A 26,625-nucleotide genomic window follows, 5' to 3' on the forward strand; every position below is an offset into this window, starting at 1 on the left:
CCCGCTGACAGGGCGGATTCATCGCCAGGCGACGCGTCCGGCGAGGACCGCCCTGACTTTCGCACTCTCGACCGTCGGGACGCCGCCGACGCTCTCGCCCGGGCTGACTAGCCCCGTTCCTCGGCTGCTGACCCAGAGGTGGCCGCGTGGCCCGCCCGCAGCGCGGGCTTGTCGATCTTGCCGACCGCGTTCTTCGGGATGGCGTCGAGCACCAGCAGTTCGGTCGGTCGCTTGTATCCGCTGAGGCTGTGCGCACAGCGGTCCCTCAGCACGGCGGGGTCGACGGTCCGACCGGGCCGTGGCTGGACGTAGGCGACGACCACTTCTCCCCATTTCTCGTCGGGTACGCCGATCACGGCGGCTTCGAGGACCGCCGGGTCGCCGATGAGGACGTCTTCGATTTCCTTGGGGTAGATGTTCTCGCCGCCACGGATGATCATGTCCTTCGAGCGGCCGACCAGGGTCAGGTAGCCGTCGGCGTCCAGGTGGCCCACGTCGCCGGTGTGCAGCCAGCCGTCGACGACGACCCGGGCGGTGTCGTCCGGGCGGCCGAGATAGCCCCGCATCACGTTCGGGCCACGCACCACGACCTCACCGTCCACACCGGACGGAACTGTGGCGCCGTCCTGGTCGACGATCCGGATTTCCTGTCCGGGGAAGGCGATTCCCACGGTCCCGGGGCGCCGGGGTCCCGCGACGGGGTTGATGGTCGAGGCACACGTTCCTTCGGACAGCCCGTACCCCTCGATGAGGGGGAACCCGTACCGGGCCTCGAACCGGGCCGGCAGGTCGGCCGATGCGGGCGCCGCACCGCAGATCCCGAACCGCAGGGACGAGGTGTCCGGCCGGACGTCGGCGGGCAGCGCGGCGAGCATGCCGTAGATCGTCGGTACCGCGCTGAAGTAGGTCGGGCGGTGCTGCTCGACGACGTCGAAGAAGGTGTGCGGGGAGAACCGGTCGGCGATGACGACGCTCGCGCCGGCGAGCAGGGGCATGAGGACGCTGACCACGATGCCGTTGACGTGGAAGAGCGGGAGGATCAGCAGGCATCGGTCGGCCGGTCCGATGTCGAGGGCGCGTTGTCCCATGTCGGTCATGGCGTCGAGGTTGGCGTGGTCGAGCATCACGCCCTTCGGGACGCCGGTCGTTCCGCTGGTGTAGATGAGCAGAGCCAGCGCGGACGGGTCCGGATCCCGTGCGTGGTCCGGGCCGCCGGGCTCGGTGGGCAGGTCACCGACGGCGAGTGTGGGGACGTCACCGGCTCCGCTCGCGCTGTCTTCGACGACGAGCAGGCGCGCACCGGAGTCGTCGAGCTGCCGGGCGACCTCGGCGTCGGTCAGGCTCGGGTTCACCGGCGTGACGGTCGCGCCGAGCCGCCATGCCGCGAACAGCAGGAGGACGAACTCGAGGCGGTTGGTCAGTTCGAGCGCGACGACGTCGCCTGGGCCGATGCCGAGGTCGTGGAGGTGCGACGCGGTCGCCTGGACCCGGCTGAGCAACTGCGTGTTGGTGAGAAAACCGGTGCGGTCGGATACCGCGGGGCCGTGGGGGTCCAGCCCGGCGCGCCGGTCGGGTAGCGAGGCGAAGTTCATGGCGCACCTGCCGCGGTCGCGGACGCCGGGTTCAGCTGCCGGGTGAGGAATTCCGTCTGGTCGCGGACCAAGGCTTCGAACGGAGCACCGAGGTAGAAGTCGAAATGACCGGCGTCGTAGGTCTTGATCTCGCCCCGAGGCGCGGTCCGCGCGTAGCGGAGAGTTTGGGCGGGCGGGGTGACCGTGTCGGTGTTGCTGACGCAGAAGAGGATGGGGATGGCGATCTTCTTCGCGGCCCGCCCGGGCCGATAGCCGGCGATGGCCGGCACGACCCGGGCCGCGACCTCGTTCCGGAAAGCCGTCCCCGCCGGGACGAGCGCCTGGTAGCCGGGCAGCGCGTCCGGAGCGGTCATGAGCGCCGGCGAACCGGGCGCGCCGGCGAGCGGGATCGTCGCCGGCTCGGTGCGGCGGACTGCGGCCACGAGATCCCGCGCGAGGACCGGCGCCAGCTTGAGGGAACCCACCGGGCCCAGCGCGACCGCGGAGGCGAGACCGTCGGTGAACGGGCACTGGGCCACCGCCGCGCGCAGCTCCGGATGGCGTGCGGCGACGGTGATGGCGTGGCCACCGCCGAAGGAGCTGCCCCAGACCGCGACGCGCGAGCCGTCGACGTCGGGCCGGGCTTGGACGTGGGCGATCGCGGCGTCCCAGTCGGCGAGTTGCCGCCGGATGGAGAGCAGCTGCCGGGGCCGGCCGCCGCTGTCGCCGAAGTAGCGGTAAGTGAAGGCCAGCGCCGCGAATCCCGCCTGGGCGAACCGCTCGGCGAACGCGTCCAGCCGCATCTCGCGGGTCGCCCCGAGACCGTGTCCGAGGATGACGACCGGGGGTGACGGGACTCCGGACGGGAGGTAGAGCCAGGCGGCGCAGGTGGTCTCGCCGGCGGGGAAGGAGACGTCGTGCCGGGTGAACGCGGTCATGACTGCGGCACCGCCGATCGGCGGGGAACGCTGCCGGTCGTGAGGGCCTGCTCGTAGACGTCCGGGTCGTAGAGCGGGAGTTCGCCGGTGGCCTCGGTGGCTTCCAGGTAGTCGAGCATCAGCTGCTGCCCGTCCGCGGACTGGTCCTGAACGAGGAATTCACTGCGCTCGACGTGCAAGCCTTCGGCGAGTGACATCGAGCCACCGAGGTAGACGGCCCGCTTGATGGCCGCGATCGAGGTCTTCGACCGGGACCCGAAGTGCTCCGCGAGCTCGGTCGCGCGCGTGACCACCTCGTGCTGGGGGACGACGTCGTCGACGGCGCCGTCGGCGAGCGCTTCCGCGGGGGTGAAGGGCTTGCCTTCGAGGATGGCGACCAGGGACCGGTGGGTGCCGACCAGGCGGGTCAAGCGTTGGGTTCCGCCGCCGCCCGGCATGATCCCGAGGAGGATTTCCGGCTGGCCGATGAAGAAGTCCCCCTCGGCCATGACCCGCAAGTCGCACGCCCAGGCGAACTCCGCACCGAGGCCGAGCGCCGAACCGTTGAGGGCGGCGACGTAGATGACGCCGCTGGAATTCATCCGCAGGAACGTGGCGTGCAGGCGGTCGAGCTCCAGCGCGCCCCGCAACGGGGTTCGCCGGACCACCGGCTCCACGGCACGGGCCCGGTCCACCCCGCGCGCCATCCGCACCACCGCGGAGGCGCCGCGCCGGCCGAGCGAGGGGACAGCGGCGCCGCCCTCCTGCAGCCACCGGACGTCGGCGTGGCTGACGAACCGCTCCGGATGCGCGCCGGTGAAAACGACGGCGCGCACTCCCGGATCGCTGTCGACCCGGTTCACCAGGTCCTCGAGCTGCTGGGCGAGGTCGAGACCGAACAAACCATGGGGGCCGCCGTCGACACGGACGATCAGGACGGCTCCACGGTCCTCCACGTCGAGGTGGCCTTGCTCTGTGTGTGCCATGACGTCTGCTTCCGTCGAATGATTGTAACGAAGTTACACTAGAATGTAACCAAGTTATAGTGAGCTGGCAAGAGCCGGCCGGCGTGAGGGGAACCGTGAGCAACAGGGCAGAGGACGTGACGTCGGGCAAGGGCGTGCCGGAGCGGCTGATCCAGGCCACGATCGCGCTGCTGGCCGAGCAGGGACCGGCTGCCATCAAGGCGCGGACCGTCGCCTCCGCGGTGGGGTTGTCGCAGACGTCGGTCTACCACCACTTCGGCGGGATCGTCGAACTCGTCCGCGCCGTCGCCGACTACGGCTTCACCGAGCTCGGCCGGGCGTTTTCCCAGGTACCGGTGACGGAAGATCCGGTCGCCGACCTCTTCGCGATGGCGTTGGCCTGCCGCCGGGCCGCCCGCGGGAACCCTCACCTCTACGATCTGATGTTCGGGTTGTCCACCCGGGCGACCTACCGGCCGCCGGCCGAGCCGGCCCCTCGGCCGAGTGGCCGTTCGGCGGCCTTCCGCGATGCCTACGCGCACGTGACCGACGTGTGCGCGCGAGCCGTGCGCTCCGGCAGGTTCGAGCCCCAGGAGCCCGAGGTGGCGGCTGCCCAGCTCTGGAGTTTCGTCCACGGTTACATCACCCTCGAACTGGCGGAACACTTCGCCGAGTTCACCGATCCGGTCACCCAGGTGCTGCTGCCCATGGGGGTGAACTTCGCTGTCGCGCTCGGCGATAGCCGGGAAGACGCCGAGAACTCACATCAGGCGGCCCTGCGCGGCCACGGCACGCCTTAGCCGGTCAGGACGCTTCGGCGTTGCCCCCGCCGGGGACGAGCTGGTCGTTCCGCCCCAGTGCCTCGACTTCGCGCTCGAGGGCCGGAACCGCGTGGGCCGCGAACCGCCTCGTCCAGGGCCATGCCGCGGGCGAGTTGAGGCCCGCCTTCAGCCAGTTGGCGACGACAACCGCCCGCGGCACGTACACGCGGCTGCGTCGCCGCGCGAGTCCGTCGACGATCGCGGTGGCCACCCGGTCGACGCTCGTGGTCACATTGCCCGGATAAGGCAACCGGTTGCGTAAGCGCCGGAAGGACGGGAGGTCCGCATCGGCGCCGCGAACGATGTCGGTGTCGATCCACGACGGATGGACGACGCCGACCGTGACGCCCAGGTGCGCGACCTCCTGGCGGTAGGTCAGAGCGAGCAGTTCGGCTCCGGCCTTGCCGGCGCCGTAGGCGGCCATCCCGGCCAGTGGCATGAACGACAGCGCGGACGCCACGACCGTCACGTGACCCCGGCTGCGCTCGAGGTGCGGTGTCGCGTACTTCAAGGTGCGGAAGACGCCGTTCAGGTTGATGTCCAGGACCCGCTCGAACGACGTCTCGTCGATCTGCCGCACCGTCCCGTAGGCCGCGACCCCGGCATTGGCGACGACGAGGTCGATGCCGGCCATGGCCTGCGCGCAGCCGTCGATCGCCGCCTTCAGGGCCGCACCGTCTCGCACATCGGCCTCTCGCCAGATCGCGGCAGGCCCCAGTTCCCCCGCGAGGGCGCGCAACCTCTCCGGTTCGAGCCCGATCAAGGCGAGGCGCGCGCCCCGGGTGGCGGCGAGCCGGGCCACCCGCTCCCCGATCCCGCGGGCCGCTCCCGTCACAACCAGCCGTCGACCTGCCAAGTCTCGTTTCATGACGGCAATGTAACTTCGTTACAGCCCGAGGGCAACAGGCGTGGCGCGGCGACTCATCCTTCCGGTGCGTCCAGCACCGTCAAGGCGTTGCGGATCCCTTGCTCGAGAATGTCGTCGGAGAGTTGCCGATCGGCCAGCGCGCGGGCGAGCTGCAGGGTCCCGACCATCAGGGCGTAGATGCTGAGCGTCTTGGTGCGCGCCGACCGCGGATCGCCCGGCGCCAGGCGGGCGGCGATGTCGTCGATGACGGCCAGCACGCTGCCCGTGTAGGTCTGCTTGGTCGGATCCGTACAGCGGCCGAGTTCATCCAGCAGCGCGGCGGACGGGCAGCCCTCCTCGGGATTGTCGCGATGTTCGGGCGAAAGGTAGGTGCGCACCATCAGCTCGACGCCGTCGCGTCCGGGCGGGAACGAGGTGAGCCACTCCCGCTGGCCGCGCAGCTGCTCCGAGACCGCGGTGGCGACCAAGTCCTCTTTGGATTCGAAGTGAGCGTAGAAGGCGCCATTGGTCAGGCCCGCGTCCTTCATCAGCGTGGCGACCCCGGAGCCGTCGATCCCGTCACGCTTGAGCCGGCGACCCGCCATCTCGATGATCCGCTGCCTCGTCGCCTGCTTGTGCTCTTTCCCATACCGCGCCACGCGCTTCTCCGCTCACTCAACGGGCTGCCCATCACCCATGTTAGTACGATCATAATCTGAACGCGTTCCACCTCTTGCCTCAAGGTGTCCACTCTGCTTATGGTATTATGACCATAATGCAAAGCAGGGTTTCGAGGAGAGTTACGCCATGAAGGCAGCCATCGTCGATCGCTACGGCACCAACGTTCGGGTCGGCGACATGCCGGTGCCCGAGGTGGGCGAGCACGACGTGCTGGTCCAGATCCACGCGGCCGGCGTCAACGTGCTGGATTCCAAGATCAGGGACGGCGAGTTCAAACTCATCCTTCCTTACCGCCTGCCGCTCATCCTGGGTAACGACGTTGCCGGCGTCGTGGCCGGCGTCGGGCCGGGCGTGCGGAAGTTCAAGCCCGGCGACGAGGTCTACGCGCGACCCGGGAAGGACCGGATCGGCGCCTTCGCCGAATACATCGCCGTCGCCGAAGACGACCTGGCCCCGAAGCCCGAACAGCTCACGATGGAGGAAGCGGCAGCCATCCCGCTGGTCGGACTGACCGCCTGGCAGGCCCTGGTCGAAATCGCCGGCCTACGAGCCGGCCAGAAGGTCTTCATCCAGGCAGGCTCCGGCGGCGTGGGCACGTTGGCGATCCAGCTGGCCAAGCATCTCGGTGCGACCGTCGCCACGACGACCAGCGCGGCCAACGCCGATCTGGTCAAGCGCCTCGGCGCGGACGTCGTGATCGACTACCGCAACGACGACTTCGAAGCCGTCCTGCACGACTACGACGTGGTGCTGCACAGCCTGGACAACGAGACCCTCAAGAAGTCCCTGCGGGTACTGAAGCCGGGCGGAAAGCTCATCTCGATCTCCGGCCCGCCGGATCCCGGCTTCGCGCGGGAGCTCGGCAAGCCATGGATCCTGCGACCGATCATGGGGCTGTTGAGCTATCGGACCCGGAGGGCGGCCAAGCGTCGTCAGGTCGGCTACAAGTTCCTCTTCATGCGGGCAAGCGGGGACCAACTGCGCCAGATCACCGCCCTCGTCGATTCCGGGGTCATCGAGCCGGTCATGGACCGGGTCTTTCCCCTCGAATCGACCGCCGAGGCGATGGCGTACGTCGACAAAGGACGCGCGAAGGGCAAGGTTGTCGTCAAGGTCAAATGACACGGCGCTGTCGGAAGTGGTGCAGCATCAGGGCAGCCGAGTGGTGGTCGCCAGGCGGTTGAAGGCGTTCGCGACGATGGCGACCCACAGGAGCGGCGGCCGCGGCGAACCTGGTCCATCGGTGCGCTTCGGCCACCAAATCGGTGCAGGACACCGGCGCTCCGCTGCGCACGCCGTCGACGCAGGGGGCGTCGTCGGTCTGCACCGCGAACAGCTCCAGCAGCTCGGCCCGCTGCGAAAACGTGGCGACCACCTGCAGCTTTGCCACGGCACCCGATGACCGCACTTCGCCGCGCCCCCCGAAGTACCTGCACGAGCTTGCCGGAAGCGAGCGGCTGTTCGCTGCGCTCGGACTCGGCCTCGTCGTCTTGCTCGCTGCCGTTGCCGCGGCAGTCGGACGGCGGGCGCCGGCGTCGAATGCCGTGGTGGGCAGTGTCCGGCGACGAGTTGTTCGGCCATGTCGCTGCCGGCCCTGTGATGACACGCGATCTTGGTGACGGACGGTCGAGGTCCGGCCGTGGAACGCGAACCGCAGGCCCTTCGATCCTGTCGATGGAACGGGATGCCGCCCGGCTCCGGCTGCAGCCGTTGGCGCCGACGGCGGTGCCGGACTACCCGTTTCCCGGTGCTTCGGTTCGCCAGCCGAGAAGGACCGCGCGGAGCGCCTGCTCGGCGAGTCGCCGGGCGCGCTCATTGCCGATGGTGCCGAGATAGCCGAGCGAGGCTATGCCGTAGAGCGTGCCCCAGATGATCTCGCAGGCCTCATCGGGGTCGGCCAGGACGACGTCATGTGCGTCCGACCAGGCGGCGAGCAGTTCCTTCAGGACGGCGATGGCCGGTTCCGCAGCGTGCCGGCGCTCGTCCGCGTCGACTACGGCACCGTTCATCACCTCGTAGAGGTGTGGGTGCTCGCCGGCGAACCGGACGTACTCGGACGCGATGCGCATCATGCGCCGGTCGATGGCGGGCTCCTCGGCGGCCTGCCGGAACTCGGCCAGCATCAAGCGGTGGCCGTGCGCGACCAATTCCAGTACGAGCGCGTCCTTGTTGGCGAAGTGCTGGTAGACGACGGGTGCGGAGTATTCGATGTCGGTCGCGATGCGCCGGATCGTCAGCGCCGCGACGCCCTCTGTCTCGAGGACGTGCAGTGCGGCCTCGATGATCCGGTCGCGGGTGCTCGCCCGTTCCCGGGCGCGTCTGGTGCTGGTTGGCATGTTCCGTCACTTCGCTTCGGTGATGTCTCGGACACTAGCCGCCACTCTTGACGGCGATGTCTCGGCGTAGCTAAGTTAACGTTGTTAGGAAATCTAACGATGTTAGAAGTGAGGAGTGCGGCATGATTACCTCATCAACCGGGCCACGATGAAGGCCACCGTGACGCCCGAGCAGATCGAGGCGGCGCTGGAGAGCTGGCGCACCCCAGGGCCGGTCGAACCCCGCGATCAAATCCTTCATCGTGCCGCGACCACGGCGGCGACTACGAGTACAGCTCGGTGTTCGTCGTCGAGGACCTCGATGGGCTCTTCGAATATCTGAAGCACCCGACCACGTACCAGACCGACCACCTCGGGCTGACCCTGGTCGAGCGCCTCGGGATCTTCGACGTCAGCGACGACGATCCCGAGCTGAACGCGAAAATCCAGCAACTGCACCGGCGCCGCAACGAGCTCGACCCCGAGGTCGCCGGAATGCCGGCCGAGGTGCCGGCCTACGTCGGCTCCCGTGTCGACGACTGACCGGGATCCCAGGACTCTCAAGGAGAACCCCTTCATGGCCGAACATGTCATCATCGGCGCCGGCTCCATCGGCACGAATGTCGCCCGCCTGCTGGTCGAGCGCGGCGACAGCGTCCGGATCGTCACACGCAGCGGCTCCGGCCCCGAGCACCCGCTGATCGAGCGGGTCGCCGCGGACGCCTCCGACCCCTCACGCATGACCCAGCTGTCCCACGGCGCGAAGGTGATCTACCACTGCGCGAACCCGCCCTCGTACACGATGTGGGAGCGCTTGTTGCCGCCCCTGCAGACCGCAGTGATCGCCGCCGCAAGAGCCAACGACGCGGTCTTGGCGCTCACCGGCAGCCTCTACGCCTACGGACCGCAGCCCGGCGGCCGGATGCGCGAGCACACCCCGATGGCCGCCACCGGGCGCAAGGGCCGCCTGCGCAAACGGATGTGGGAACAGGCCCTCGCCACGGGCATCCGCACCGTCGAGGTCCGCGGCTCCGACTACATCGGCAAGGACGCCAACGGCATCTACTCCCTGCTCATCGAGCCGGCCTTGGAGAAGGGCCGCGCCGCTTGGATCACCGGCCACCTGGACATGCCGCACACCTTCACCTTCAACGGCGACATGGCCCGGGCCTTGATCACGCTGGCCCAGGACGAACGCGCCTGGGGGCGGGCCTGGCACGTGCCCTCCCCACCGGCCGTCACCATCCGCGAGCTGGCGCGGCGCTACGCCGTCGCCGCGGGTCGGCCACCGGTCAAACTGATCCAGATGCCGCGCTTCGCGATGCGCGCGGCCGGGCTGGTCGTGCCGATCGCCCGCGAGATGGCCGAGATGGACTACCAGTGGTATGCGCCATTCCACATGGATGCGACGGAGACGGCGGACACCTTCGGCCTGACCGCCACCGACCTCGACACCGCCGTCCGCGACCAGGTCGGCGCGATCAGGGGGGAACACACCGACAAGGGACCGCGGCCGAACAGGTGACCAGCTTGCCGGCCGGACCCAGCCCTGCCGCCCAGTCTTGAGGAGCCGCTGATCGCGCGCTCAGCACCGTGCTCGGCCGTGCCGACGACGAGCGGTCTCCGGCGCCGACTCCCCGGATTCGGCGCCGTCCGTTTCCAGCGCGCGGAACGGCGATGCGGGCGAAGACCCGCCGCGTCAGTGGGTGGCAGGCAGCCCGGCCGCGGTCGCGGCGATCATGTGCTGCAGCGTCGGCCGGAACGGCGGGAACACCCGGGCGATCTCCGGCTTGCGGTCATACAGCTCCCGCAGTGCGGCCGAGGGACGGGTCAACGGGAACAGTTTCGCGACGAACGCGCTGGCCGCCATGACCAAGGAAGCCCCGTCCGTGCCGGTCAGCTCGGGGCAGGCGGTGGTGAGCTGCCGACCTAGGGTGAAGTAGGTGTCGATGGCCCACCGCTTGTAGACCTCCAAGACCGCGACCGACACGTTGTGCTCCAGCATCGTCTCGGCATGCGTGGTGAGGTCGCAGTACAACGGCCGGTCGGCGTAAGCGTCGGCCAGAGCCGCCGCCGCCGCGGAAAACCCGCTCGCCCCGTGCAGCGCGGCACCGGCGGCGGCTGCCCAGTCCGCGCCCTCCCGCATGGTCAGCTGCAGGTAGATCTCCTCGCGCGTGCCGAAGTAGCGCAGGACGTTGGACTTGGCCAGCCCGACCGCCGCGGCGATGTCGCCGAGGCTGACCCAGGCCACGCCCGACGCCCGGGCGAGGTCGCCGGCGGCGGCGAGGATCGTCTCCCGCCGCTGGTTCTTCTGCTCCGGGCGCCTGGCCCGTTGGAACGACGCTTCCATGGCGGTCACCACCCTAACCCCACGCCTAGCGGAACGGCGTTCTCTTGTTAAAGTTACGCCGTTCTTATAATCTCGGCCGAACCGTCCCCCATCCCGAAACGGCAAGCACATGACCGTCGGCAGCACCGATCTCGGCCAGACCATCGACGCCTTCGTGGCCTCCTTCAACGACCCCGACCTCGACCGGGTCATGTCCTTCTTCGCCGAGGACGCCCGCTACCTGCCCGGCCGCGGCCCCGAGCTGCGCGGCCTCCCCGCGATCCGGGCGGCGTTCGCGCCGCAGTTCGCCGGCCGCTACGGCGCGATGACCTTCGACGTCCACGACCGGGTGATCGACGAGTCCCGCGCCCGGGCGACGATCCGGTGGGCGTGCCGGTTGGACCTGACCGGCGCGCACGGCAAACGCGCGATCCCGCCGCTGCGGTGGTTCGCCCGGCTCCGCTACCGCGGCCGCATGCAGTGGCACGGCTTGGACGTCTTCCACTTCGACTCCGCCGGGAAGATCACCGGCAAGTTCACCTACGCGACCTTTCGCCTGCCGCTCTGGGAACGCGCGAGCTGACCACCCGCACCGGCAGCGAGGAGGCGAAAACCGACGCACCGGGCCGGGACGCCGTCGCGTGGCTCTGGAATCCCGGTCGTCTGCCGGCCTCGCACCACGGCACGGTGGATCTTCCGCACCACCGGGAGTCCAGGGCGCGGGCCTCCAGGGAGTTCGGCATACCAGCGACAGGCGCTGGCCCTGCATCACCTAGCACCAGGCAGGGACATTGCTCGGTACCGCCGGCCAGGGGACCGGGCTTGAGGGTCGGCGTCGCGTGCTCAGGTCACATGCTGTTTGACGGCTGCTCGCCCGTGCCGCCACGCGCGGGTGAGCAGCGTGGGGTTGCGGCGGGCGCTGTGCCCCCTCGGAGAGCCGGCGCGTCGGGAGACGAGCCGACCTTGGTGACGCTCGTTCGGCTGTCCTCAGCTCAGCGCCCGCTCGCCCGTCTCGCCGAGCCGGTGGCCTTCGAAGAACTCCTCGCGAAGCCGTCCGAGCTCCTCACGGTAGCGATGCACATTGCCCACCTTGATCTGCTCGTAGCCCCGGACGAGGTCGGGGAGTGCGGCGATCTTGGTCGCGGTCGCCGCGGTGCGGGGGCTGAGCCGGGGGAGCAGTTCCTCGACCGCTTCGCGGTACTGCCTGATGAGGTCACGCTCCATCCGGCGCACCGAGTGGTAGCCGAACACGTCCAGACGAGTTCCTCGGCGGCGGCGCAAGGCGTAGAGCAGGCGGAACACCGGGCGTGACTTCGCCGTGAACGAAATCTTCCGCTTCAGTCCCATTGCGCGCAGCAGCGGCGGGTGCAGTTTGACCCGGTAGGTCGCGTCCGGGCCGAACTCGCGCCGGATCGACGCGTCGAAGGCTTCGTCGAGGATGAGTCGGGCGACTTCGTATTCGTCTTTGTAGGCCATCAATTTGAACAGGTGGGTCGCCACGGCTTCGACCAGTTCGGCGGACCCTGGGATCGCGGTTTCCTCGCTGGCGCGCACCTTCTCGACGAAGGTGACGTAGTCCCGCGCGTAGGCCGTGTCCTGGTAGGCGATGAGCTCGGCGGTGCGACGCGTGACGAGATCGGCGAGCCGTGAGCCGCTGCTCGCCGCCACCACCGACGCCAGCCTGGCCACCTCGCCGGAAGGAGCCGGGGCGGCGAGTGGTGGTTCGGTCCCCGGGGTGAGCACCGCGCGCAACGCGTCCGGGTCCGATATTGCCTGGCGTCCCCGGCGGAAGGCCTGCAGATTGGTGACCGCGGCGGCACCGTTGAGCGTGATGGCGTTCTCGAGGGCTTCCGCGGTGATGGGAATCCGGCCGAGCTGGAACGCCGAGCCGACCAGGATCATGTTGGCGTACTGCTCGCTCCCGAAGAGCTCTTGTGCCAGGCGGCCCGCGTCGAGGGACACGGTGCGCGCCACCGCGCTGTCGAGGGCGCTGCGGATCGCGCCCGGTTCGGCGAAGCGGATCCCGGTGTCGACGATCATCTTTCCGGTGGGGACCTGGGTGGTGGACAGCACGGCGAGGGTCTTGTCCGCCGATGCCGCCTTGAGGTTGATCGGATCGGTCCCGACCAGCGAGTCGCAGATCAGGTACAGGTCGCACGATCCGGCGCGGAGCTTGGGAGAGGACTCCGACGGCGTGGCGGTGAACTTGAGGTCGGACACCACGGCGCCGCCCTTCTGGGCCAAGCCGGTCTGGTCGAGGCTGCGGACCGCGCGGCCGTCGATGGCCGCGGCGGTCGCGATGATCTGGGCGACGGTCACCACGCCGGTCCCGCCGATCCCGGTGATGCGCATCGCGAAGTCGTCCGGGTCCACCTGGATGGTGGCCGTGGGGATCGCGTCCGGCTCCAGGTCCGCGACCGCCGTCCGCTTGGCCGTGGCGGTGCCGGGCGTCACCGCCACGAACGAGGGGCAGTCGCCTTCGAGGCAGGAGTAGTCCAGGTTGCACGAGGACTGGTGGATGCGGGTCTTGCGGCCGAATTCGGTCTCGACGGGGTGCACCGACATGCAGTTGGACTTTTCGCCGCAGTCACCGCACCCTTCGCAGATGCGCTCGTTGATCACGATCCGTGTCGTCGGTGTCGGGGTGAGGCCGCGCTTGCGCTTGCGGCGCTTTTCGGCGGCGCACTCCTGGTCGTGCACCAGCACCGTCACCCCGGGGACCTGGGCGAGCTCCTCCTGAAGGGCGAGGATGTCACCACGTTCGTGGACGTCCACTCCCGCGGGCAGCAGCCGGCCCGGCACGCGGTTCCGGTCCTCGGTCGTGATGACCACTTTGGACACGCCTTCGGCGAGAAGCAGCTTCGCCACCTGGTCCAGGGGCAGGCCGCCGGCGGGGTCCTGGCCACCGGTCATCGCGACCGTGGCGTTGTAGAGCAGCTTGAAGGTGATGTTCTCGCCCGAGGCGACCGCGGCGCGGATCGCGAGGCTTCCGGAGTGGGTGAACGTGCCGTCACCGAGGTTCTGGATGAAGTGGTTCTCGGCCAGGAAGGGCGCCATGCCGAGCCACTGGGCACCTTCCCCGCCCATCTGGGTGAGGCCGATGACCTCGCCGGCCTGCTTGCCGTCCATCATCAGGACCATGGCGTGACAGCCGATGCCCGCGCCCACGAGCGTGTCCTCGGGCACCTTGGTCGAGGAGTTGTGCGGGCAGCCGGAACAGAAGTACGGCGCGCGGGTCAGCAGGGGAAGTGCCGTCCGGTTCGTGACCGGACGGCGTTTCCAGGCCCGCGCCGACTCGATCCCGTGCACGTCGCCCAGACGGCGGCTCAGCGCGGCGGCCACCTGGTCGGCGTCGAGTTCCCCGACCGGGCTGACCAGTTCGCGGCCGTCCGGGTCCGTCTTGCCGAGCACCATCGGTGCCCGTGAGACGCCGTACAGGATTTCCTTGACCGCGCTTTCGAGGAAGGGCCGCTTTTCCTCGACGACGATGACTTCGTCGAGTCCCGCGGCGAACTCGGTGATCACCTGGGGGTCGAGCGGCCAGATCATGCCGATCTTCGCGACCCGGATGCCGTAGCGACGCAGCTTTTCGTCGTCGAGCCCCAGCGCGTCCAGCGCCTCGCGAAGGTCGAGGTAGGTCTTGCCGGCGGCCACGATGCCGATGCGGTCCCCGGACGAGCGGGTGACGATGCGGTCGAGCTTGTTGAGCCGGGCGTAGGAAAAGGCCCGCGGCAGACGTTCGGAGATCATGCTTCGCTCGAGGCGCAGCAGAGCGGGGCCGGCCAACCTGGCGTCAGGGGTGAAGGTGCTCTCGGGCAGATCGCCGTAGGTCGGCAGGACACGGTCGGGGTGGACGGTCGCGGTGCAGGCGGCGTCGGCCACCGCGGTGACGATCTTGAGCCCGGACCACAGGCCGGTGAACCGGGACAGGTAGGGCGCGTGGAGGCCGAAGTCGAGCACGTCCTGGGAATCGGCGGGGAACAGGGTGGGGATCGAGAGGTCGGCCAGCGCCACCTCGGAAGAGCAAGCCAGCGACGAGGATTTGCCCGCGGGATCGTCACCGACGAGGGCCACGGCCCCGCCGCGGGGATCGGTGCCGACCAGATTGGCGTGCCGGATCGCGTCCGAGGCACGGTCGAGGCCGGGCGATTTGCCGTACCAGTATCCGGTCACTCCGTCGTACTTCGGGGTGCCGACGCGCGAGGTCAGTTGCGAGCCCATGACCGACGTCGCGGCGAGTTCCTCGTTGACGCCGGGGCGGTGCACGACGTCGAGCTCGTCCAGCATCTTCCTGCGCCGGGCGAGCTCGAGGTCGTAGCCCGCCAGCGGCGAGCCCTCGTACCCGGAGATGAAGGACGCGGAGGACTGCCCGCGGAGCCGGTCGAGCCGCGCCCGGTCACGGACTGTCCGGACCAGCGCCTGTATGCCCGACAGGTAGATGGTGCCTTCGTCGAGCCGGTACCGGTCGTCCAGGGAGAAGTTCATGCGGGGGATACCTTTCGAGGCCGGATGGAAGTCATTCGGGGGCGGGCCGGCCGCTGGTGCGGAGGACGAGTTCCGTCAGGTTGGCGCTGGTCCGGATGGTGCCGAGCAGGGCGTCTTCCGCGGCTTGGGCGGCGATGCAGGCGTCGGCGACGGCCGGAAGGTGCTCGAAGGGCACCACACAGACGCCGTCGGCGTCGGCGACGATGTAGTCGCCGGGACGGACGGCAGTGCCGGCGATGGTCACCACGTCGTTGATCGCGACGGCGTCCACCCGGTAGCGCGCTGCGCGCGGGGATCGGTTCGCGCTCCACACCGGGAGGCCGGAGCCGACGATCGTGGCGGTGTCGCGGACGGCGCCGTCGACGAGGCAGCCGGCGACCCCGGCCTTGCGCGCCCATTCGGCCGAGAGCCCGCCTGCGACGGCCCAGTCGCGGTTGCCGCCGCAGTCGAAGACGGCCACATCGCCGGGACACGCCACGCCGTACAGGTCACGGTCGGCGACGACCAGCCGGGTTCCGGCGGACCGGACGACCGCGGGATCGGCGTTTACTCGGACGTAGCGCAAGGTGACTGCGGGGCCGCAGACCCGCATGTCCGGCGCCAACGGTGCCAACGCGTCGGTGGTGAGTACGGCACCGACCCCGAGCTCGTCGAGCGCGTCGGCCACGGCCGAGGCCAGGTCCGGGAGATCGAGCAGCTTCACCGCCACGGCGGCGTCGTGCCGCGGTACGTCCACCGTCTTGATCCGGGAGAGGGGCACTCGCCCGGTCAGCCTGTGCCGGACCGCGTCGGGAATGTCGCCCGTCACGCTACGACCTCGGGACGGGTGACTTTCGGCATCGACGCGCGGCGGCGGGTTTCGTACCTGGTGATGTCGTCGTCGTACCGCATGGTCAGCTCGATCTCGTCGATGCCGTTCAGGACGCGCCACCGGAAATCGTCCGGGTACTCGAACGTGAACTCGTGGTCGGCGACGGAGACGACCCGGCGCTCGAGGTCCACGGTCAGCGGCGTCCGTGGCTCGGCTTCGATCTGCTCCCACAGCGCTTCGATCGCCCGGCCGGGCAGCGTGGCGGCGACGAGCCCGTTGTTCGCGGCGTTCGCGCGGAAGATGTCGCCGAAGCGTGCTGAGAAGATCACCCGGAAGCCGTAGTCCGTCAAGGCCCAGACGGCCCACTCACGAGACGATCCGGTGCCGAAGTCGGGACCGGCGACGAGGATCGAACCACCTGCGTACTCGGGCTTGTTGAGCACGAAGTCCGGGTCCTTGCGCCACTCGCCCATGAGTGCCGCGGCGTGACCGGTCTTGGTCATGCTTCCGGTGAGAAGGGCCTGCGCCGGGTAGATCTGGTCGGTGTCCACGTTGGACTTCCGGAGTGGCACGGCCGTGCCGGTGTGGGTGCGCAGCGGCTTCATGCCCGGCCCTCCAGGTCGCTCGGTTCGGCGAGGTGGCCGAGTACCGCGCTGGCCGCGGCCACGGACGGGGAGACGACGTGCGTGCGCACGCCGGGCCCTTGCCGTCCCTCGAAGTTGCGGTTGTTCGTCGATGCGGTCCGGGTTCCGGCCGTGAGTCGTTCGCCGTTGATCGACACGCACATCGAACAGCCTGAATTCCGCAGCGGGACACCCGCCGCCTCGAACACGCGGTCCAGGCCCTCGGCGACGGCCTGCCGGCGCACCGTCTCCGATCCCGGGACCAGGTAGACCTGCATGTCCGGGGAGATCCGCCGTCCTCGCCAGACCTTGGCGACCTCTCTGAGGTCTTCGATGCGGCCGTTCGTGCACGATCCGATGAACACCGCGTCGATCGGCACCGTTTTCATCGGTGTCCCGGGCGTCAGGTCCATGTAGGTGAGCGCCTGCTCCGCGGCGAGCCGCTCGACGGGATCGGCGATCTCCGCCGGCGCGGGCACGACTTCGTTCAACCGCACGGTCTGGGAGGGGTTCGTGCCCCAGGTCACGTGGGGCGCGAGCAGGGAGGCGTCGAGCCGGACTTCCTTGTCGAAAACCGCGTCTTCGTCGCTGGCGAACGTCTTCCAGTACTCGACCTCCTGGTCGAACGCGGAGCCCTGGGGTACGTGCGGCCGGCCCCGCAGGTACTCGAAGGTCACTTCGTCTGCGGCGACGAGGCCCGCGCGCGCTCCGGCCTCGATGCTCATGTTGCACAACGTCATCCGGCCTTCCATCGACAGGGCACGGATCGCCGGTCCCTGGTATTCGATGACGTGCCCCTGTCCACCGGCCGTGCCGATCTCGCGGATCATGGCCAGTGCGAGGTCCTTGGCCGTGACGCCGGGCGGCAGCGTGCCGTCGACGGTGACCCGCATGTTCTTCATCCGCCGCATCGGCAGCGTCTGGGTCGCCAGCACGTGTTCTACCTGGCTCGTACCGATACCGAAGGCCAACGCGCCCAGCGCCCCGTGCGTGGTGGTGTGCGAGTCGCAGCAGACGATCGTCATGCCCGGCTGGGAAAGACCCAGTTCCGGGCCGATCACGTGGGCGATGCCCCGGGACCGGTGACCGAGGCTGAACAGTTCGATGCCGAATTCCTGGCAGTTGCGCCGCATCTCGGTCACGTACCGCCGGGTGAGACCGTCCGCGATGTCCCGGCCGCCGATCGTCGGCGTGACGTGGTCTTCGGTGCCGAGCGTGAGGTCGGGACGGCGGACCGTGCGGTTCTTCTCCCGCAGGCCGGCGAACGCCTGCGCGGTGTTGGCCTCGTGCAGGAGGTGGAGGTCGAGGTAGACGAGGTCCTGCCCGCCGTCGTCCGCGCGGACGATGTGCGCTTCCCAGATCTTGTCGGCCGCCGTGCTGGCCATCTGCGGTTCCTTTCCCGTGAGCCTTGATGTCCGAGGCGCGTCAGGCGCTGCGCTGCGGTACCGGTTCGGCGGTGGCACGGTCGCCGGTGCCCGCTACGGCCTCCAGGTTGCGGCCGTTGGTTCGTGGGCCCAGAATCGCCAGGTCGAGGCAGGTGACGGTGGTGATCACGGCGGCGACGACGAAGACCAGGGTGGGTCCGAAGTCGTCGAGGATGGCCAAGGCGCCGAAGGGAAGCAGGCCTGCGGTGAGCCGCGAAAGCGAGTACGCCACCCCACTGGCCGTGCTGCGCACCTGAGTGGGGAACAGCTCGGCCTGATAGATGTGCCAAGCGCTGGAGACGACGGAATTGCACACTGTGATCACCGCACCGGCGATCACGATGACCGCGGCGCTGGTCCCGTTGCCGAAGACGATGCCGGCGACGGCGATGAGCACGAGGCCGCCGATGATCAGGTGCTTGCGTTCCACCCGCTCGACCAATGGGACCGCCAGGAGCGCGCCGACGGGAGCGCCGATGAACGACACGGCCGTGTAGAGCAGCGAGGATTGGATGGTGTAGCCCTTGCTCACCAGAATCAAGGTCGCCAGCGACGCGAAGCCGTACTGGCCGACGGTCTGGGTGATCTGGAAGATCCACATCATGACGGTGCGTTTGAGGTAGGGCGGGCGGAACATCGCCCGGAACCGGATCTTCTTCACCGGCGCGAGGACGGCAGGCTGGACTTCGGGCAGGCTGCGGCCGAGTTGCCGCTCCACGGTGCGTTCCACTTCGGAGACCACTGCGTCTGCCTCCTGGGGACGGTTGCGCTCGGCCAGCCACCGCGGGGACTCGGGGAGGTGCCGGCGCAGCCAGAACACCAGGAGTGCGCCGATGCCGCCGGCGAGGAGCATCCAGCGCCAGCCGTCGATCAGGAAGTGGGTCTTGACGATGAGCAGCCCGCCGAGGCCGGCCACGACCGGTGTGCCGAGGAAGCCGATCGCGTAGGCGACGGAGATCAGGCGGCCGCGTGCGGTTCTGGGCAAGAGCTCGCTCAGGTAGGTGTCGACCAGGATGAGCTCTGCGGCCAGGAACACGCCGGAGACGAGCCGCAGGGCGATGAGCATCTCCACGTTGACCGAGAAGGCCGCCACGACCCCGAGCAGCGAGTACGCCGCGAGGTTGTACATGAACAGCTGCCGTCGCCCGAAGCGGTCGCTGAGCATCCCCAGGAAGATGGCGCCGAAGACCATCCCGAAAAACGGTGCCCCGACCAGCAAGGACGTGCTGAACGACGTCAGGTGCCATGGCTTCTTCAGCACGCTGCCGAGGATGCCGCTCATAAAGATCTCGTAGGAGTCGAAGAACGTCGCCAGGCCGACCAGCGTGACGAGCTTCCAGTGCCAGCGGGAGACCGGGAGGCGATCAAGCCTCGCGGCGATCTGCCTCGGCCCGGAGCCGGACAGGTCGGGTTTCAGGTCTGTCATCGTGCGGTCGTCTCCTCGGCAAGTTGATCCACATTGATCCACTTCGCTCGCCGGAATCGGGCAGCTGCCACCTAGCCTATCCGGCGAAACGCCAGGTCAGAGCCTGATATATCTTGAATACTTCTCTGATGCGACTCAAAGTATGCTTCTGGTCCATCCGTTGTCAACGGCGTGATACTTTGGCTCCGTGACCAGTCGGCTCGCCGGTAGGAGACAAGGGCAGTGAGCAGCAGCGACCCAGAGCCGCGTGATCCGCGCCTGTCCCTGACCGAGCGGACCCACGCCCTCATCAAGGAGGACATCCTCACGGCCCGCCGGCTCCCCGAGAGCATGCTCGTCGAGCACGAGCTCGCCCAGGAGTACGGGGTGTCCAAGACGCCGATCCGCGAGGCCTTGCGGCTGCTCGCCCACGACGGCTGGGTGCTGGTCCTGCCCCGCAAGGGCTACCTGGTACGGCCGCTCCGCTTCGAGGATGTGCGCGAGATCTTCGCGCTCCGGCAGATGATCGAGCCGCCGCTGGTCGTCGAGGCGGCCAAGCGCAGCAGTCCTGAGCAACTCGACGCCCTGGAACGGCACATCGACGACCAGGCGGCGGCGACCTCCACGGAGGACGCGCTGAAGGCGGCGACCGCCTTCCACCTGGACATCGCCAGGTTGTCCGGAAACCGGCGCGCTGAACGCATCATGCTCGGTGTGACCGACGAGGTGCGTCGGATGCACTACCTCGCGCCCAACCTGCGGAGCAGGCTCACCGAGGAAGCCGAAATCCGGGACCACCGGGACCTGGTATCGGCCATGAGGCGACTCGACATCGAGCGGGCCCACGAGATCATGGACCGGCATTCCCAGGAGTCGTTGCGGCAGAAGCTCGAAGGCCTGACCACGATCTGACGACCTATCGCCCGGCTCGAACTGCTCGCCCGAGGTGACCCGGCTTGCCGGATCGGTTGGCAACGCCATCGGACGACGAGGCGTGCCTCGGGGTGGGCCGGGCCGTCGCAGGCGGCGACCCGGCGGCCTTGGAACCCTCGGCGGATACCGCGTTCGCAATGCTGTTACGGGGATTGCTGAGCCCGGCGTTCAGCAGACGTAGTTCGCCCGCCGGGCAGTGGCCAGTATCCTCGCGGCGTCTGCACTGCCGAGCCGCCAGGCATCGACCTTGGTCCGGACCTGGCGCACCAGTGCCTCCTTGGTCGCGAACGGCGCGTCCGCCCAGATGTCGTCGAGCAGTGTCGTCCCGGCCGCGGCCGGGTTCGCGACCCCTGAATCGAGGCCGCCGAAGACCACCGTCGGCTCGGCGCGGTGGAAGTACGCGTGCGTCGGATCCTCCGTGCCTTCGAAGAACGGCGCGAACTCGACGTCGCCGAGCCGGAAGTGCAACGGCTTGCCGGGGACCGGGGCGAACGACGGGAGCAGGTCCCCGGACAGCCCGGCGTTCCGGTACAGCCCGAACTCGAGGAACGTCGTCCGCGGGTCACGCGCCACCAGGTTCACCGGGCCGAAGAACAGCGTCTGCGTCTTCGGGTCGTCGAGCGCCCGCTCGGCGCGCAGCCGGAACGGCGTCCGGACGACGACCGTGTCCCCGTCACGCCAGGTGCGGGTGAGCACCGGGCCCGCCGGCTTGCCGTTCACCTTGACCGAGAAGGTGTCACGGCAACAGGACGGGACCCGCAGCCGGAGCGTGAACCGCGCGGAGCCGCCGCGGACGACGAGCGTCGACCCCTGCTCGTACGGGAAGTTCGTCCGCTGCTCGATCGTGACGCCCTTCCACGACAGCTTCGACGGGCTGTACAGGTTCACGTAGAGCGTGCTGTCGTCCGCGCTGCGGAAGTAGACCGTGTCCTGGTACTTGGTCGCGCTCTCCATCCCGGTGCCTTCGCAGCACGTCGTCCCGGCCTTCGGCGTGTAGTCGCGGACGTGGCCCGGGTTCAGCCCGATGAAGTAGGTGACCAGCGGCTTCTCGGCGTCCGGCCGGTCCTGTTTGGACCCGAGGACCTGGTTGTACAGCCCGCGCTCGTAGTAGTCGAGGTAGCGCGGGTCCGGCTCGTGGAAGAACAGCATCCGGCTCAGCTTCAGCATGTTGTACGCGCAGCACGTCTCGGCGTTGGTGTCGCCGAGCGTGCCGGCGATGCTGCCGGGCTCCTTCCAGAACTCGCCGAGGCTCGTCCCGCCGATGCCGTACATCCGCGTCGGCACCACCATGCCCCAGAAGTTCCGGGCGGCGTCCAGGTACCGCTTTTCGCCGGTCTCGTCGTACAGCCGCACCAGGCCGGTCAGGATCGGGATGTGCTGGTTCGCGTGCATCCCGGTGAGGACGTCGGTGCCGGCCGCACAGCTGTCGATGAGGTGGTCGAGGTCGAACAGCTTCGCCAGCGCGAGGTGCTCGGCGCGGCCGGTGACGGCGTGGACGTCGCAGATCGCCTCGACGATCCCGCCGAACTCGCCGCGAAGTTTGACCAGGCCGGTCACCGATGAAGGAATTCCCAGAACGGCGTGAGCAGTCCGGCTGACTAGGTTGCGACGGCGCGGCCGGTGAGCGGACTATCCCCGGTAGTGGTCGTTGAGGAGGTCGCGATAGCTAAACAGAATGGCGTGTACAAGCGTTGCAGCTGCAAGGATGCGGTTGACGGAAGCCGGCTCGGGGTCCGCTGCCCGCGGCGGGACGAAAGTGGCCATGGTTCGTGGTACTTCTCGCTGGAGCTGCCGGTGAGCCGTGATGGGCAGCGACACCGCGTACGGCGTGGCGGGTTCCATTCACGTGCCGCCGCGGAACAAGCGCGGGGATACCTGCTCGGCGACGATGTCGATCCGGCCACGGCCGTGGTCACCGTCGGGCAGTGGCTGGATATCTGGTTGGAGATGCGCCAGAACTTGAGCTTCTCCACTCGGAGGCTCTATACCCAGCACGTCTGCGACTACCTCAAGCCGTACCTGGGAAGCGTGCCGTTGCGGTCGTTGACGGTCGCGCGGGTGCAGGCAGTGTTCGCAGCGTTGATCCGCACGAACTCGAGCCGCCCCCGACCCTTGTCCTACGCGACGCTGCAACGCATCCGAGGGGCGCTTCATGCGGCGCTCAACGGTGCGATCCGCCGGGGATTGGTGGACCGGAACCCGGCACATTGGATCGAACTCCCCTCCGGACGCCGGCCGCGGGCTGTGGTGTGGACCGAAGGTCGAGAAGCGCATTGGCGTCAGACCGGCGAGCGCCCGGCCGTGGCCGTCTGGACTCCGACGCAGACTGCGGCGTTCCTGGAGAGTAGCTACGACCACCCGTTGCACGTGCTGTATCTGCTCGTCGCGCTGCTTGGCCTGCGCCGGGGTGAAGCGGCGGGGTTGCGGTGGTGTGACATCGATCTGGACGCACGCGTGCTGCAGGTGTCGCATCAGGTTCAAGACCACAATGGTCAGACCGTGATCTGCCCACCGAAAACCGAGAACAGTATCCGCGCGCTCGCGCTGGACAGCATTTCGGTATCGGCATTGCGATGCCTGCGCGCCGAGCAGAGACGCCGGCTGCCGGGCGATGCGGCGTTGACGGGGTTCTTGTTCGTCAACCGGTACGGGAATCCGATGAGTCCCGGCTACGTCACCCATGCTTTCCGCAGGCTCATCGCTGAGGCGGACCTGCCGCCGATCCGGCTGCACGACCTCCGCCATGGTGCGGCGAGTCTGTCGCTGGCCGCTGGGAATGACCTGAGGGTGGTGCAGGCGATGCTGGGTCACTCGAGCATCGTGCTGACTGCCGATACCTACACCAGCGTGCTGCCCTGCCTGGCGCACCAGGCTGCCGAAGCCACCGCCAACCTGGTCATGAAAGCGCGCGGCGGACGGCGAAGAAGGTCCGCCGCAACTCGCGGAAAGCCACACGCCACTACGGCACGAAGAAGAACCGCAGGCCAGGGTCGAAGCGGAAGTCGGCTCACAAGGTCGCACCGTAGAGGGACCCCTACGCGCCAGCTGCTCTGAGAACCTGGAGAAGATCGTCGACGTAGCCGGGCCACCGATGAGGGAGATAGGCACCGTAGATCGGAGCGAGTCGCAGTAGGCCGTCGACGGCAGTACCAACCCAGCTCGCCGATCGCTCGCACCGCAGATTTGCAATAGTGAACTGATGGGTGTCTTACGCCTGATTCCGGCGCCACGGAGGAGGTCTGAGGCGTTAAGACGGTCGGAATCGGACGTCGCCGCCGCGGCTACGCCCTACGGACGTCCTAAGAGGACCAGGCACCCCGCGGATTCGGCCCCATTCGGCCCCACGCCGGTCCCACCCATGATCAAAGCCCACCGGCAAGATCCTCGTGATCAAGGATACCCGCAGGTGGGCTTCGATTCAGTGGGGTGCGCCATCAGGGACTCGAACCCCGAACCCGCTGGTTAAGAGCCAGCTGCTCTGCCAATTGAGCTAATGGCGCCGGTGTCTGCCGGAGGCTTCCCTCGGCGACGTGGAAAAGATTAGCACCCCTCTCCGGGGCCGTTTCAGGGGGGTGCCCCAACCCGGTTCCGGCATTGCCGCCCCGGTGTCCCGGCTGGTCGGGCACACTGTAGTCGGACATCGATGGCGAAACAGGCGGGTGGGCATGCGGGGTATGACGGTGCGGCTGCTGGTGGCCGCCGGGGTGATCGGCCTCTCCTTGGCCGGGTGCAGCAGTAGCCCTTCGGGTGAACCGCCGCGGGTGTCGGACTCTCCGACCAGTAGCGCTCCCAAGCCGGCGCTGAAGGCCGCTGTGCTCACCCTCACGCCTGCCAAGGATGCGAAGGACGTCGCGCCCGGGGAGCCGGTGAGCGTCACCGTCGCGGACGGGAAGGTCGGGGACGTCAAGCTGACCGGGGCCGAAGGCAAGGTCGTCGCCGGCAAGGCGCGGGCCGATGGCTCGGGGTGGGACTCCGCCGAGCCGCTCGGCTACAACAAGACCTACAAGCTGGTCGCGACCGCCACCGGCTCCGACGGCAAGCCGGTCACGTCGGAGTCGACCTTCAGCACCGTCAAGCCGGCGCGGCAGCTCGGCGTGTCGGTGAACCTCGGCGAAGGCGAGACCGTCGGGGTCGGGTTGCCGCTGATCTTCACCTTCACCGGCAACGTCGCCGACAAGGCCGCCGCCGAGAAGGCGCTGAAGGTCACCGCGGAGCCGGCCACCGAGGGCGCCTTCCGCTGGTCCGGCGACAAGCAGGTCACCTGGCGGCCGAAGGAGTACTGGAAGAGCGGCACCAAGATCAAGGTCGACGCCGCCGTCTACGGCAAGCCGCTCGGCAACGGCAGCTACGGCCGGGAGGACAAGGGTGCCAGCGCGACCGTCGGCGACAAGCTCGTCGCCGTCGCCGACGGCGGGACGCACCAGATGACGGTGACGATCAACGACAAGGAGGTCAAGACCATGCCGACCTCCATGGGCAAGTCCGGCCACAACACGCCGCAGGGCACCTACACCGTCATGAGCGAGCACACCGGCTACACGATGAACTCCGCCACCTACGGCGTACCCGAGGACGCACCCGGCGGCTACAGCACCTTCGTGCAGTACGCGGTCCGCCTGTCCTACAGCGGCATCTTCTACCACTCCGCGCCGTGGTCGGTGCGGCAGCAGGGGCACAGCAACGTCAGCCACGGCTGCCTGAACCTGTCCACCGAGAACACGAAGTGGCTGATGGACACGTCCAAGAAGGGTGACGTCGTCACGGTGCAGAACAGCGGCGGCCCGAAGCTCGAGCCGACCGACGGCTGGAGCGTCTGGCAGCTGTCCTGGGACGAGTGGCGGGCCGCGGCGAACTAGCCGGAGTCGCGGACCAGCTCCCGCGCCTCGGCTTCGGTCGACACCGCGGGTCCCGAGCCCCACAGCGGCTTGTTCGCCGTCTCGCGGCTGAAGTACACCGCGACCGCGCCGATCGCGCCGGCCGCCATCATGTACCAGGCCGGCCAGAAGTCGTGGCCGGTGGCGGAGATCAGCGACTGCATCACCAGCGGGGTCGTGCCGCCGAAGAGCGACACCGAGATGTTGAACGCGATGGACAGCGCGCCGTACCGGATCGCCGTCGGGAACAGTGCGGGCAGCGCCGCGGGCATCGACACCTCGAAGCAGAGGAGCAGCAGGCCGAGTCCCATCAGCCCGAGGAAGGTGAGGACGAGCCCGCCGTCGTGCACGAGCAGCATCAGCGGCCAGGACAGCACGAGGAACCCGAGGCAGCCGGCCATCATGACGGGCTTGCGGCCGACGTGGTCGGTGATCCGCCCGCCGACCATGATGATCAGCATCATCACGACCATGACGACGATGATCAGCAGCAGCCCGTGGGTGGCGTCGAGGTGCAGTTGCTCGGACAGGTATGTCGGCATGTACGACAGCAGCATGTAGTCGGTGACGTTGAAGACGAGCACCAGGCCGACGCACACGAGCAGCGCGGGCCAGTAGTCGGTGAACATCTTCCAGAACGGCTCCCCGGACCGCCCCCGCTTCTCGGCTTCCTCGGCGTGCTTCTGGAACGCCGGCGTCTCCTCCAGCTTCAGCCGCATGTAGAGCCCGATGATCCCGAGCGGCCCGGCGACCAGGAACGGAACCCGCCACCCCCAGTCGAGCAAGGTCTCGTGCGGCACCCAGGCCTTCATCCCGGTGACAACGGACGCCCCCAGCACGTACCCGGACAAGGTCCCGAACTCGAGCCAGGACCCCATGAACCCCCGCCGCTTGTCCGGCGAGTATTCGGCGATGAAGGTGGTGGCGCCCCCGTACTCACCACCGGTGGAGAACCCCTGCACCATCCGCGCAACGACAAGCAGGATGGGCGACCACACCCCGATCGAGCTGTACGACGGAATCAGCCCGATGCTCAGGGTCCCGATGGCCATCATGATCATGGTGACGGCAAGAACCTTCTGCCGCCCGACCCGATCCCCCAGCGGCCCGAAGACGAGGCCACCAAGCGGCCGCATCAGGAAGGCGGCGGTGAAGGCCCCAAAGGTCCCGATCAGCCGAACCCCAGGAGACACACTGGCCGGAAAGAACACCTCGGCAATGGTGTCGGCAATGTAGGCATACACCCCGAAGTCGAACCACTCCATGGCATTACCAAGAGCAGCAGCGCCCACAGCCCGCTTCAGCAGCGACTGATCGACAACGGTGATGTCCTCATATCGAAGCTTCTTCTTCCGGCCCCTGACCTTCGCACCAGTACGTTCCACCCAACCACGGTGCAACGAGAGCCCAAACCCCGCACGCTGAGCCATCCAGTCGTGACCGCTACCACGAACGGCCCAACCCAAACACCCCCAAACCGCCCAAAGCTGCGCCCACCACCTCACGCGACCACCCGGACGGGGGTCCGGGGGCGAGCCCCCGGCGGGGGCGTGGGGGTTCGACCCCCACAAAAAGGCGAAACCCCGACACGGGGAAAGAGCCGCAGGCTCTGACCATGCCGGGG

General features: G+C 68.6%; 23 protein-coding genes and 1 tRNA gene. 8 read left to right on the top strand and 16 right to left on the bottom strand.

Features of this window, described 5'->3' with window-relative positions:
• Positions 1-107: 107 nt before the first annotated feature.
• Genes ACLJQF_RS33045 through ACLJQF_RS33055 form a run of 3 tightly spaced genes read right to left on the bottom strand, consistent with a single transcriptional unit; the run spans position 108 to position 3,474 of the window.
• Entirely contained in the window at positions 108-1,592 is a 1,485-nt protein-coding gene (locus ACLJQF_RS33045) for a class I adenylate-forming enzyme family protein (protein WP_410614261.1), read from the bottom strand.
• Positions 1,589-2,509, bottom strand: coding sequence for an alpha/beta hydrolase (locus ACLJQF_RS33050; RefSeq protein ID WP_410614262.1), 921 nt, complete (start codon positions 2,507-2,509; stop codon positions 1,589-1,591). The genes ACLJQF_RS33045 and ACLJQF_RS33050 overlap by 4 nt, the downstream gene beginning before the upstream one ends.
• Positions 2,506-3,474, bottom strand: coding sequence for an enoyl-CoA hydratase/isomerase family protein (locus tag ACLJQF_RS33055; RefSeq protein WP_410614263.1), 969 nt, complete (start codon positions 3,472-3,474; stop codon positions 2,506-2,508). The genes ACLJQF_RS33050 and ACLJQF_RS33055 overlap by 4 nt, the downstream gene beginning before the upstream one ends.
• Positions 3,475-3,569: 95 nt before the next feature.
• On the opposite strand from ACLJQF_RS33055, the gene ACLJQF_RS33060 reads away from it, so the two are divergent.
• Positions 3,570-4,253 (top strand): TetR/AcrR family transcriptional regulator, encoded by a 684-nt coding sequence (locus ACLJQF_RS33060; protein WP_410614264.1) that lies wholly within the window; start codon positions 3,570-3,572, stop codon positions 4,251-4,253.
• Positions 4,254-4,257: 4 nt separating this feature from the next.
• Here the strand turns inward: ACLJQF_RS33060 and ACLJQF_RS33065 are convergent, their stop codons facing one another.
• The gene (locus tag ACLJQF_RS33065) at positions 4,258-5,142 is read right to left on the bottom strand and encodes a short-chain dehydrogenase/reductase (protein WP_410614265.1); all 885 of its coding nucleotides are present in this window, start codon (positions 5,140-5,142) and stop codon (positions 4,258-4,260) included.
• A gap of 53 nt (positions 5,143-5,195) precedes the next feature.
• Positions 5,196-5,780: a TetR/AcrR family transcriptional regulator gene (locus ACLJQF_RS33070; protein ID WP_410614266.1), complete on the bottom strand. Its 585-nt coding sequence runs from the start codon at positions 5,778-5,780 to the stop codon at positions 5,196-5,198.
• Positions 5,781-5,928: 148 nt separating this feature from the next.
• Between ACLJQF_RS33070 and ACLJQF_RS33075 the strand changes: the two genes are divergently transcribed.
• Complete coding sequence (locus ACLJQF_RS33075) at positions 5,929-6,924, top strand: NADP-dependent oxidoreductase (RefSeq protein ID WP_410614267.1); 996 nt, start codon at positions 5,929-5,931, stop codon at positions 6,922-6,924.
• Here ACLJQF_RS33075 and ACLJQF_RS33080 read toward each other — a convergent pair.
• Both ACLJQF_RS33080 and ACLJQF_RS33085 read right to left on the bottom strand, forming a co-directional pair.
• Entirely contained in the window at positions 6,917-7,192 is a 276-nt protein-coding gene (locus ACLJQF_RS33080; protein ID WP_410614268.1) for a hypothetical protein, read from the bottom strand. The two genes, ACLJQF_RS33075 and ACLJQF_RS33080, sit on opposite strands and share 8 nt — an antisense overlap.
• Positions 7,193-7,535: 343 nt before the next feature.
• Positions 7,536-8,138 (bottom strand): TetR/AcrR family transcriptional regulator, encoded by a 603-nt coding sequence (locus tag ACLJQF_RS33085; RefSeq protein WP_410614269.1) that lies wholly within the window; start codon positions 8,136-8,138, stop codon positions 7,536-7,538.
• A 279-nt stretch (positions 8,139-8,417) separates the two neighbouring features.
• On the opposite strand from ACLJQF_RS33085, the gene ACLJQF_RS33090 reads away from it, so the two are divergent.
• Together ACLJQF_RS33090 and ACLJQF_RS33095 are read left to right on the top strand one after the other, a co-directional pair.
• Complete coding sequence (locus ACLJQF_RS33090) at positions 8,418-8,660, top strand: hypothetical protein (protein ID WP_410614270.1); 243 nt, start codon at positions 8,418-8,420, stop codon at positions 8,658-8,660.
• Positions 8,661-8,694: 34 nt separating this feature from the next.
• Positions 8,695-9,642 carry an NAD-dependent epimerase/dehydratase family protein gene (locus tag ACLJQF_RS33095; protein WP_410614271.1) on the top strand — a complete coding sequence of 316 codons (948 nt, stop codon included), beginning with the start codon at positions 8,695-8,697 and terminating at the stop codon, positions 9,640-9,642.
• Between the two features lie 174 nt (positions 9,643-9,816).
• Here the strand turns inward: ACLJQF_RS33095 and ACLJQF_RS33100 are convergent, their stop codons facing one another.
• Complete coding sequence (locus tag ACLJQF_RS33100; protein ID WP_410614362.1) at positions 9,817-10,467, bottom strand: TetR/AcrR family transcriptional regulator; 651 nt, start codon at positions 10,465-10,467, stop codon at positions 9,817-9,819.
• A 109-nt stretch (positions 10,468-10,576) separates the two neighbouring features.
• Here ACLJQF_RS33100 and ACLJQF_RS33105 point away from each other — a divergent pair, with 109 nt between their 5' ends.
• Entirely contained in the window at positions 10,577-11,029 is a 453-nt protein-coding gene (locus tag ACLJQF_RS33105) for a YybH family protein (RefSeq protein ID WP_410614272.1), read from the top strand.
• Between the two features lie 404 nt (positions 11,030-11,433).
• Here ACLJQF_RS33105 and ACLJQF_RS33110 read toward each other — a convergent pair whose 3' ends face one another.
• Genes ACLJQF_RS33110 through ACLJQF_RS33130 form a run of 5 tightly spaced genes read right to left on the bottom strand, consistent with a single transcriptional unit; the run spans position 11,434 to position 19,215 of the window.
• Complete coding sequence (locus ACLJQF_RS33110) at positions 11,434-14,931, bottom strand: indolepyruvate ferredoxin oxidoreductase family protein (RefSeq protein WP_410614273.1); 3,498 nt, start codon at positions 14,929-14,931, stop codon at positions 11,434-11,436.
• 31 nt (positions 14,932-14,962) lie between these two features.
• Positions 14,963-15,739 (bottom strand): RraA family protein, encoded by a 777-nt coding sequence (locus tag ACLJQF_RS33115; RefSeq protein WP_410614274.1) that lies wholly within the window; start codon positions 15,737-15,739, stop codon positions 14,963-14,965.
• Positions 15,736-16,347, bottom strand: coding sequence for a 3-isopropylmalate dehydratase small subunit (leuD, locus tag ACLJQF_RS33120; protein WP_410614275.1), 612 nt, complete (start codon positions 16,345-16,347; stop codon positions 15,736-15,738). The genes ACLJQF_RS33115 and leuD overlap by 4 nt, the downstream gene beginning before the upstream one ends.
• Positions 16,344-17,750, bottom strand: a complete 1,407-nt coding sequence (gene leuC / locus ACLJQF_RS33125; RefSeq protein WP_410614276.1) for a 3-isopropylmalate dehydratase large subunit — start codon at positions 17,748-17,750, stop codon at positions 16,344-16,346. Before leuC ends, leuD begins: the two co-directional genes overlap by 4 nt.
• A gap of 40 nt (positions 17,751-17,790) precedes the next feature.
• The gene (locus ACLJQF_RS33130; RefSeq protein ID WP_410614277.1) at positions 17,791-19,215 is read right to left on the bottom strand and encodes an MFS transporter; all 1,425 of its coding nucleotides are present in this window, start codon (positions 19,213-19,215) and stop codon (positions 17,791-17,793) included.
• Between the two features lie 222 nt (positions 19,216-19,437).
• On the opposite strand from ACLJQF_RS33130, the gene ACLJQF_RS33135 reads away from it, so the two are divergent.
• A complete protein-coding gene (locus ACLJQF_RS33135; protein ID WP_410614278.1) occupies positions 19,438-20,106 on the top strand; it encodes a GntR family transcriptional regulator in 669 nt (222 codons plus the stop codon).
• A 189-nt stretch (positions 20,107-20,295) separates the two neighbouring features.
• On the opposite strand, the gene ACLJQF_RS33140 is transcribed toward ACLJQF_RS33135, so the two are convergent.
• Entirely contained in the window at positions 20,296-21,684 is a 1,389-nt protein-coding gene (locus ACLJQF_RS33140) for a beta-L-arabinofuranosidase domain-containing protein (RefSeq protein WP_410614279.1), read from the bottom strand.
• Between the two features lie 84 nt (positions 21,685-21,768).
• On the opposite strand from ACLJQF_RS33140, the gene ACLJQF_RS33145 reads away from it, so the two are divergent.
• On the top strand, positions 21,769-23,181 hold the full coding sequence (locus ACLJQF_RS33145; RefSeq protein ID WP_410614280.1) for a tyrosine-type recombinase/integrase: 1,413 nt from the start codon (positions 21,769-21,771) through the stop codon (positions 23,179-23,181).
• Positions 23,182-23,554: 373 nt separating this feature from the next.
• Here ACLJQF_RS33145 and ACLJQF_RS33150 read toward each other — a convergent pair.
• A tRNA-Lys gene (locus ACLJQF_RS33150) sits at positions 23,555-23,627 on the bottom strand.
• Positions 23,628-23,801: 174 nt separating this feature from the next.
• Between ACLJQF_RS33150 and ACLJQF_RS33155 the strand changes: the two genes are divergently transcribed.
• Positions 23,802-24,983 (top strand): L,D-transpeptidase, encoded by a 1,182-nt coding sequence (locus tag ACLJQF_RS33155; protein ID WP_410614281.1) that lies wholly within the window; start codon positions 23,802-23,804, stop codon positions 24,981-24,983.
• Here ACLJQF_RS33155 and proP read toward each other — a convergent pair.
• Complete coding sequence (gene proP / locus ACLJQF_RS33160) at positions 24,980-26,431, bottom strand: glycine betaine/L-proline transporter ProP (protein WP_410614363.1); 1,452 nt, start codon at positions 26,429-26,431, stop codon at positions 24,980-24,982. The two genes, ACLJQF_RS33155 and proP, sit on opposite strands and share 4 nt — an antisense overlap.
• Positions 26,432-26,625 lie beyond the last annotated feature (194 nt).

Origin of the sequence: Amycolatopsis sp. lyj-109, assembly GCF_046548995.1 — a bacterium.
GTDB lineage: Bacteria > Actinomycetota > Actinomycetes > Mycobacteriales > Pseudonocardiaceae > Amycolatopsis.

What these genes read in the sequence shown, in the direction of transcription:
- ACLJQF_RS33045 (WP_410614261.1), bottom strand. Translation starts at nt 1,592, where the DNA reads ATGAACTTCGCCTCGCTACCCGACCGGCGCGCCGGGCTGGACCCCCAC.
- ACLJQF_RS33050 (WP_410614262.1), bottom strand. Translation starts at nt 2,509, where the DNA reads ATGACCGCGTTCACCCGGCACGACGTCTCCTTCCCCGCCGGCGAGACC.
- ACLJQF_RS33055 (WP_410614263.1), bottom strand. Translation starts at nt 3,474, where the DNA reads ATGGCACACACAGAGCAAGGCCACCTCGACGTGGAGGACCGTGGAGCC.
- ACLJQF_RS33065 (WP_410614265.1), bottom strand. Translation starts at nt 5,142, where the DNA reads ATGAAACGAGACTTGGCAGGTCGACGGCTGGTTGTGACGGGAGCGGCC.
- ACLJQF_RS33075 (WP_410614267.1), top strand. Translation starts at nt 5,929, where the DNA reads ATGAAGGCAGCCATCGTCGATCGCTACGGCACCAACGTTCGGGTCGGC.
- ACLJQF_RS33085 (WP_410614269.1), bottom strand. Translation starts at nt 8,138, where the DNA reads ATGCCAACCAGCACCAGACGCGCCCGGGAACGGGCGAGCACCCGCGAC.
- ACLJQF_RS33095 (WP_410614271.1), top strand. Translation starts at nt 8,695, where the DNA reads ATGGCCGAACATGTCATCATCGGCGCCGGCTCCATCGGCACGAATGTC.
- ACLJQF_RS33100 (WP_410614362.1), bottom strand. Translation starts at nt 10,467, where the DNA reads ATGGAAGCGTCGTTCCAACGGGCCAGGCGCCCGGAGCAGAAGAACCAG.
- ACLJQF_RS33105 (WP_410614272.1), top strand. Translation starts at nt 10,577, where the DNA reads ATGACCGTCGGCAGCACCGATCTCGGCCAGACCATCGACGCCTTCGTG.
- ACLJQF_RS33110 (WP_410614273.1), bottom strand. Translation starts at nt 14,931, where the DNA reads ATGAACTTCTCCCTGGACGACCGGTACCGGCTCGACGAAGGCACCATC.
- leuD (WP_410614275.1), bottom strand. Translation starts at nt 16,347, where the DNA reads ATGAAGCCGCTGCGCACCCACACCGGCACGGCCGTGCCACTCCGGAAG.
- leuC (WP_410614276.1), bottom strand. Translation starts at nt 17,750, where the DNA reads ATGGCCAGCACGGCGGCCGACAAGATCTGGGAAGCGCACATCGTCCGC.
- ACLJQF_RS33130 (WP_410614277.1), bottom strand. Translation starts at nt 19,215, where the DNA reads ATGACAGACCTGAAACCCGACCTGTCCGGCTCCGGGCCGAGGCAGATC.
- ACLJQF_RS33155 (WP_410614281.1), top strand. Translation starts at nt 23,802, where the DNA reads ATGACGGTGCGGCTGCTGGTGGCCGCCGGGGTGATCGGCCTCTCCTTG.
- proP (WP_410614363.1), bottom strand. Translation starts at nt 26,431, where the DNA reads ATGGCTCAGCGTGCGGGGTTTGGGCTCTCGTTGCACCGTGGTTGGGTG.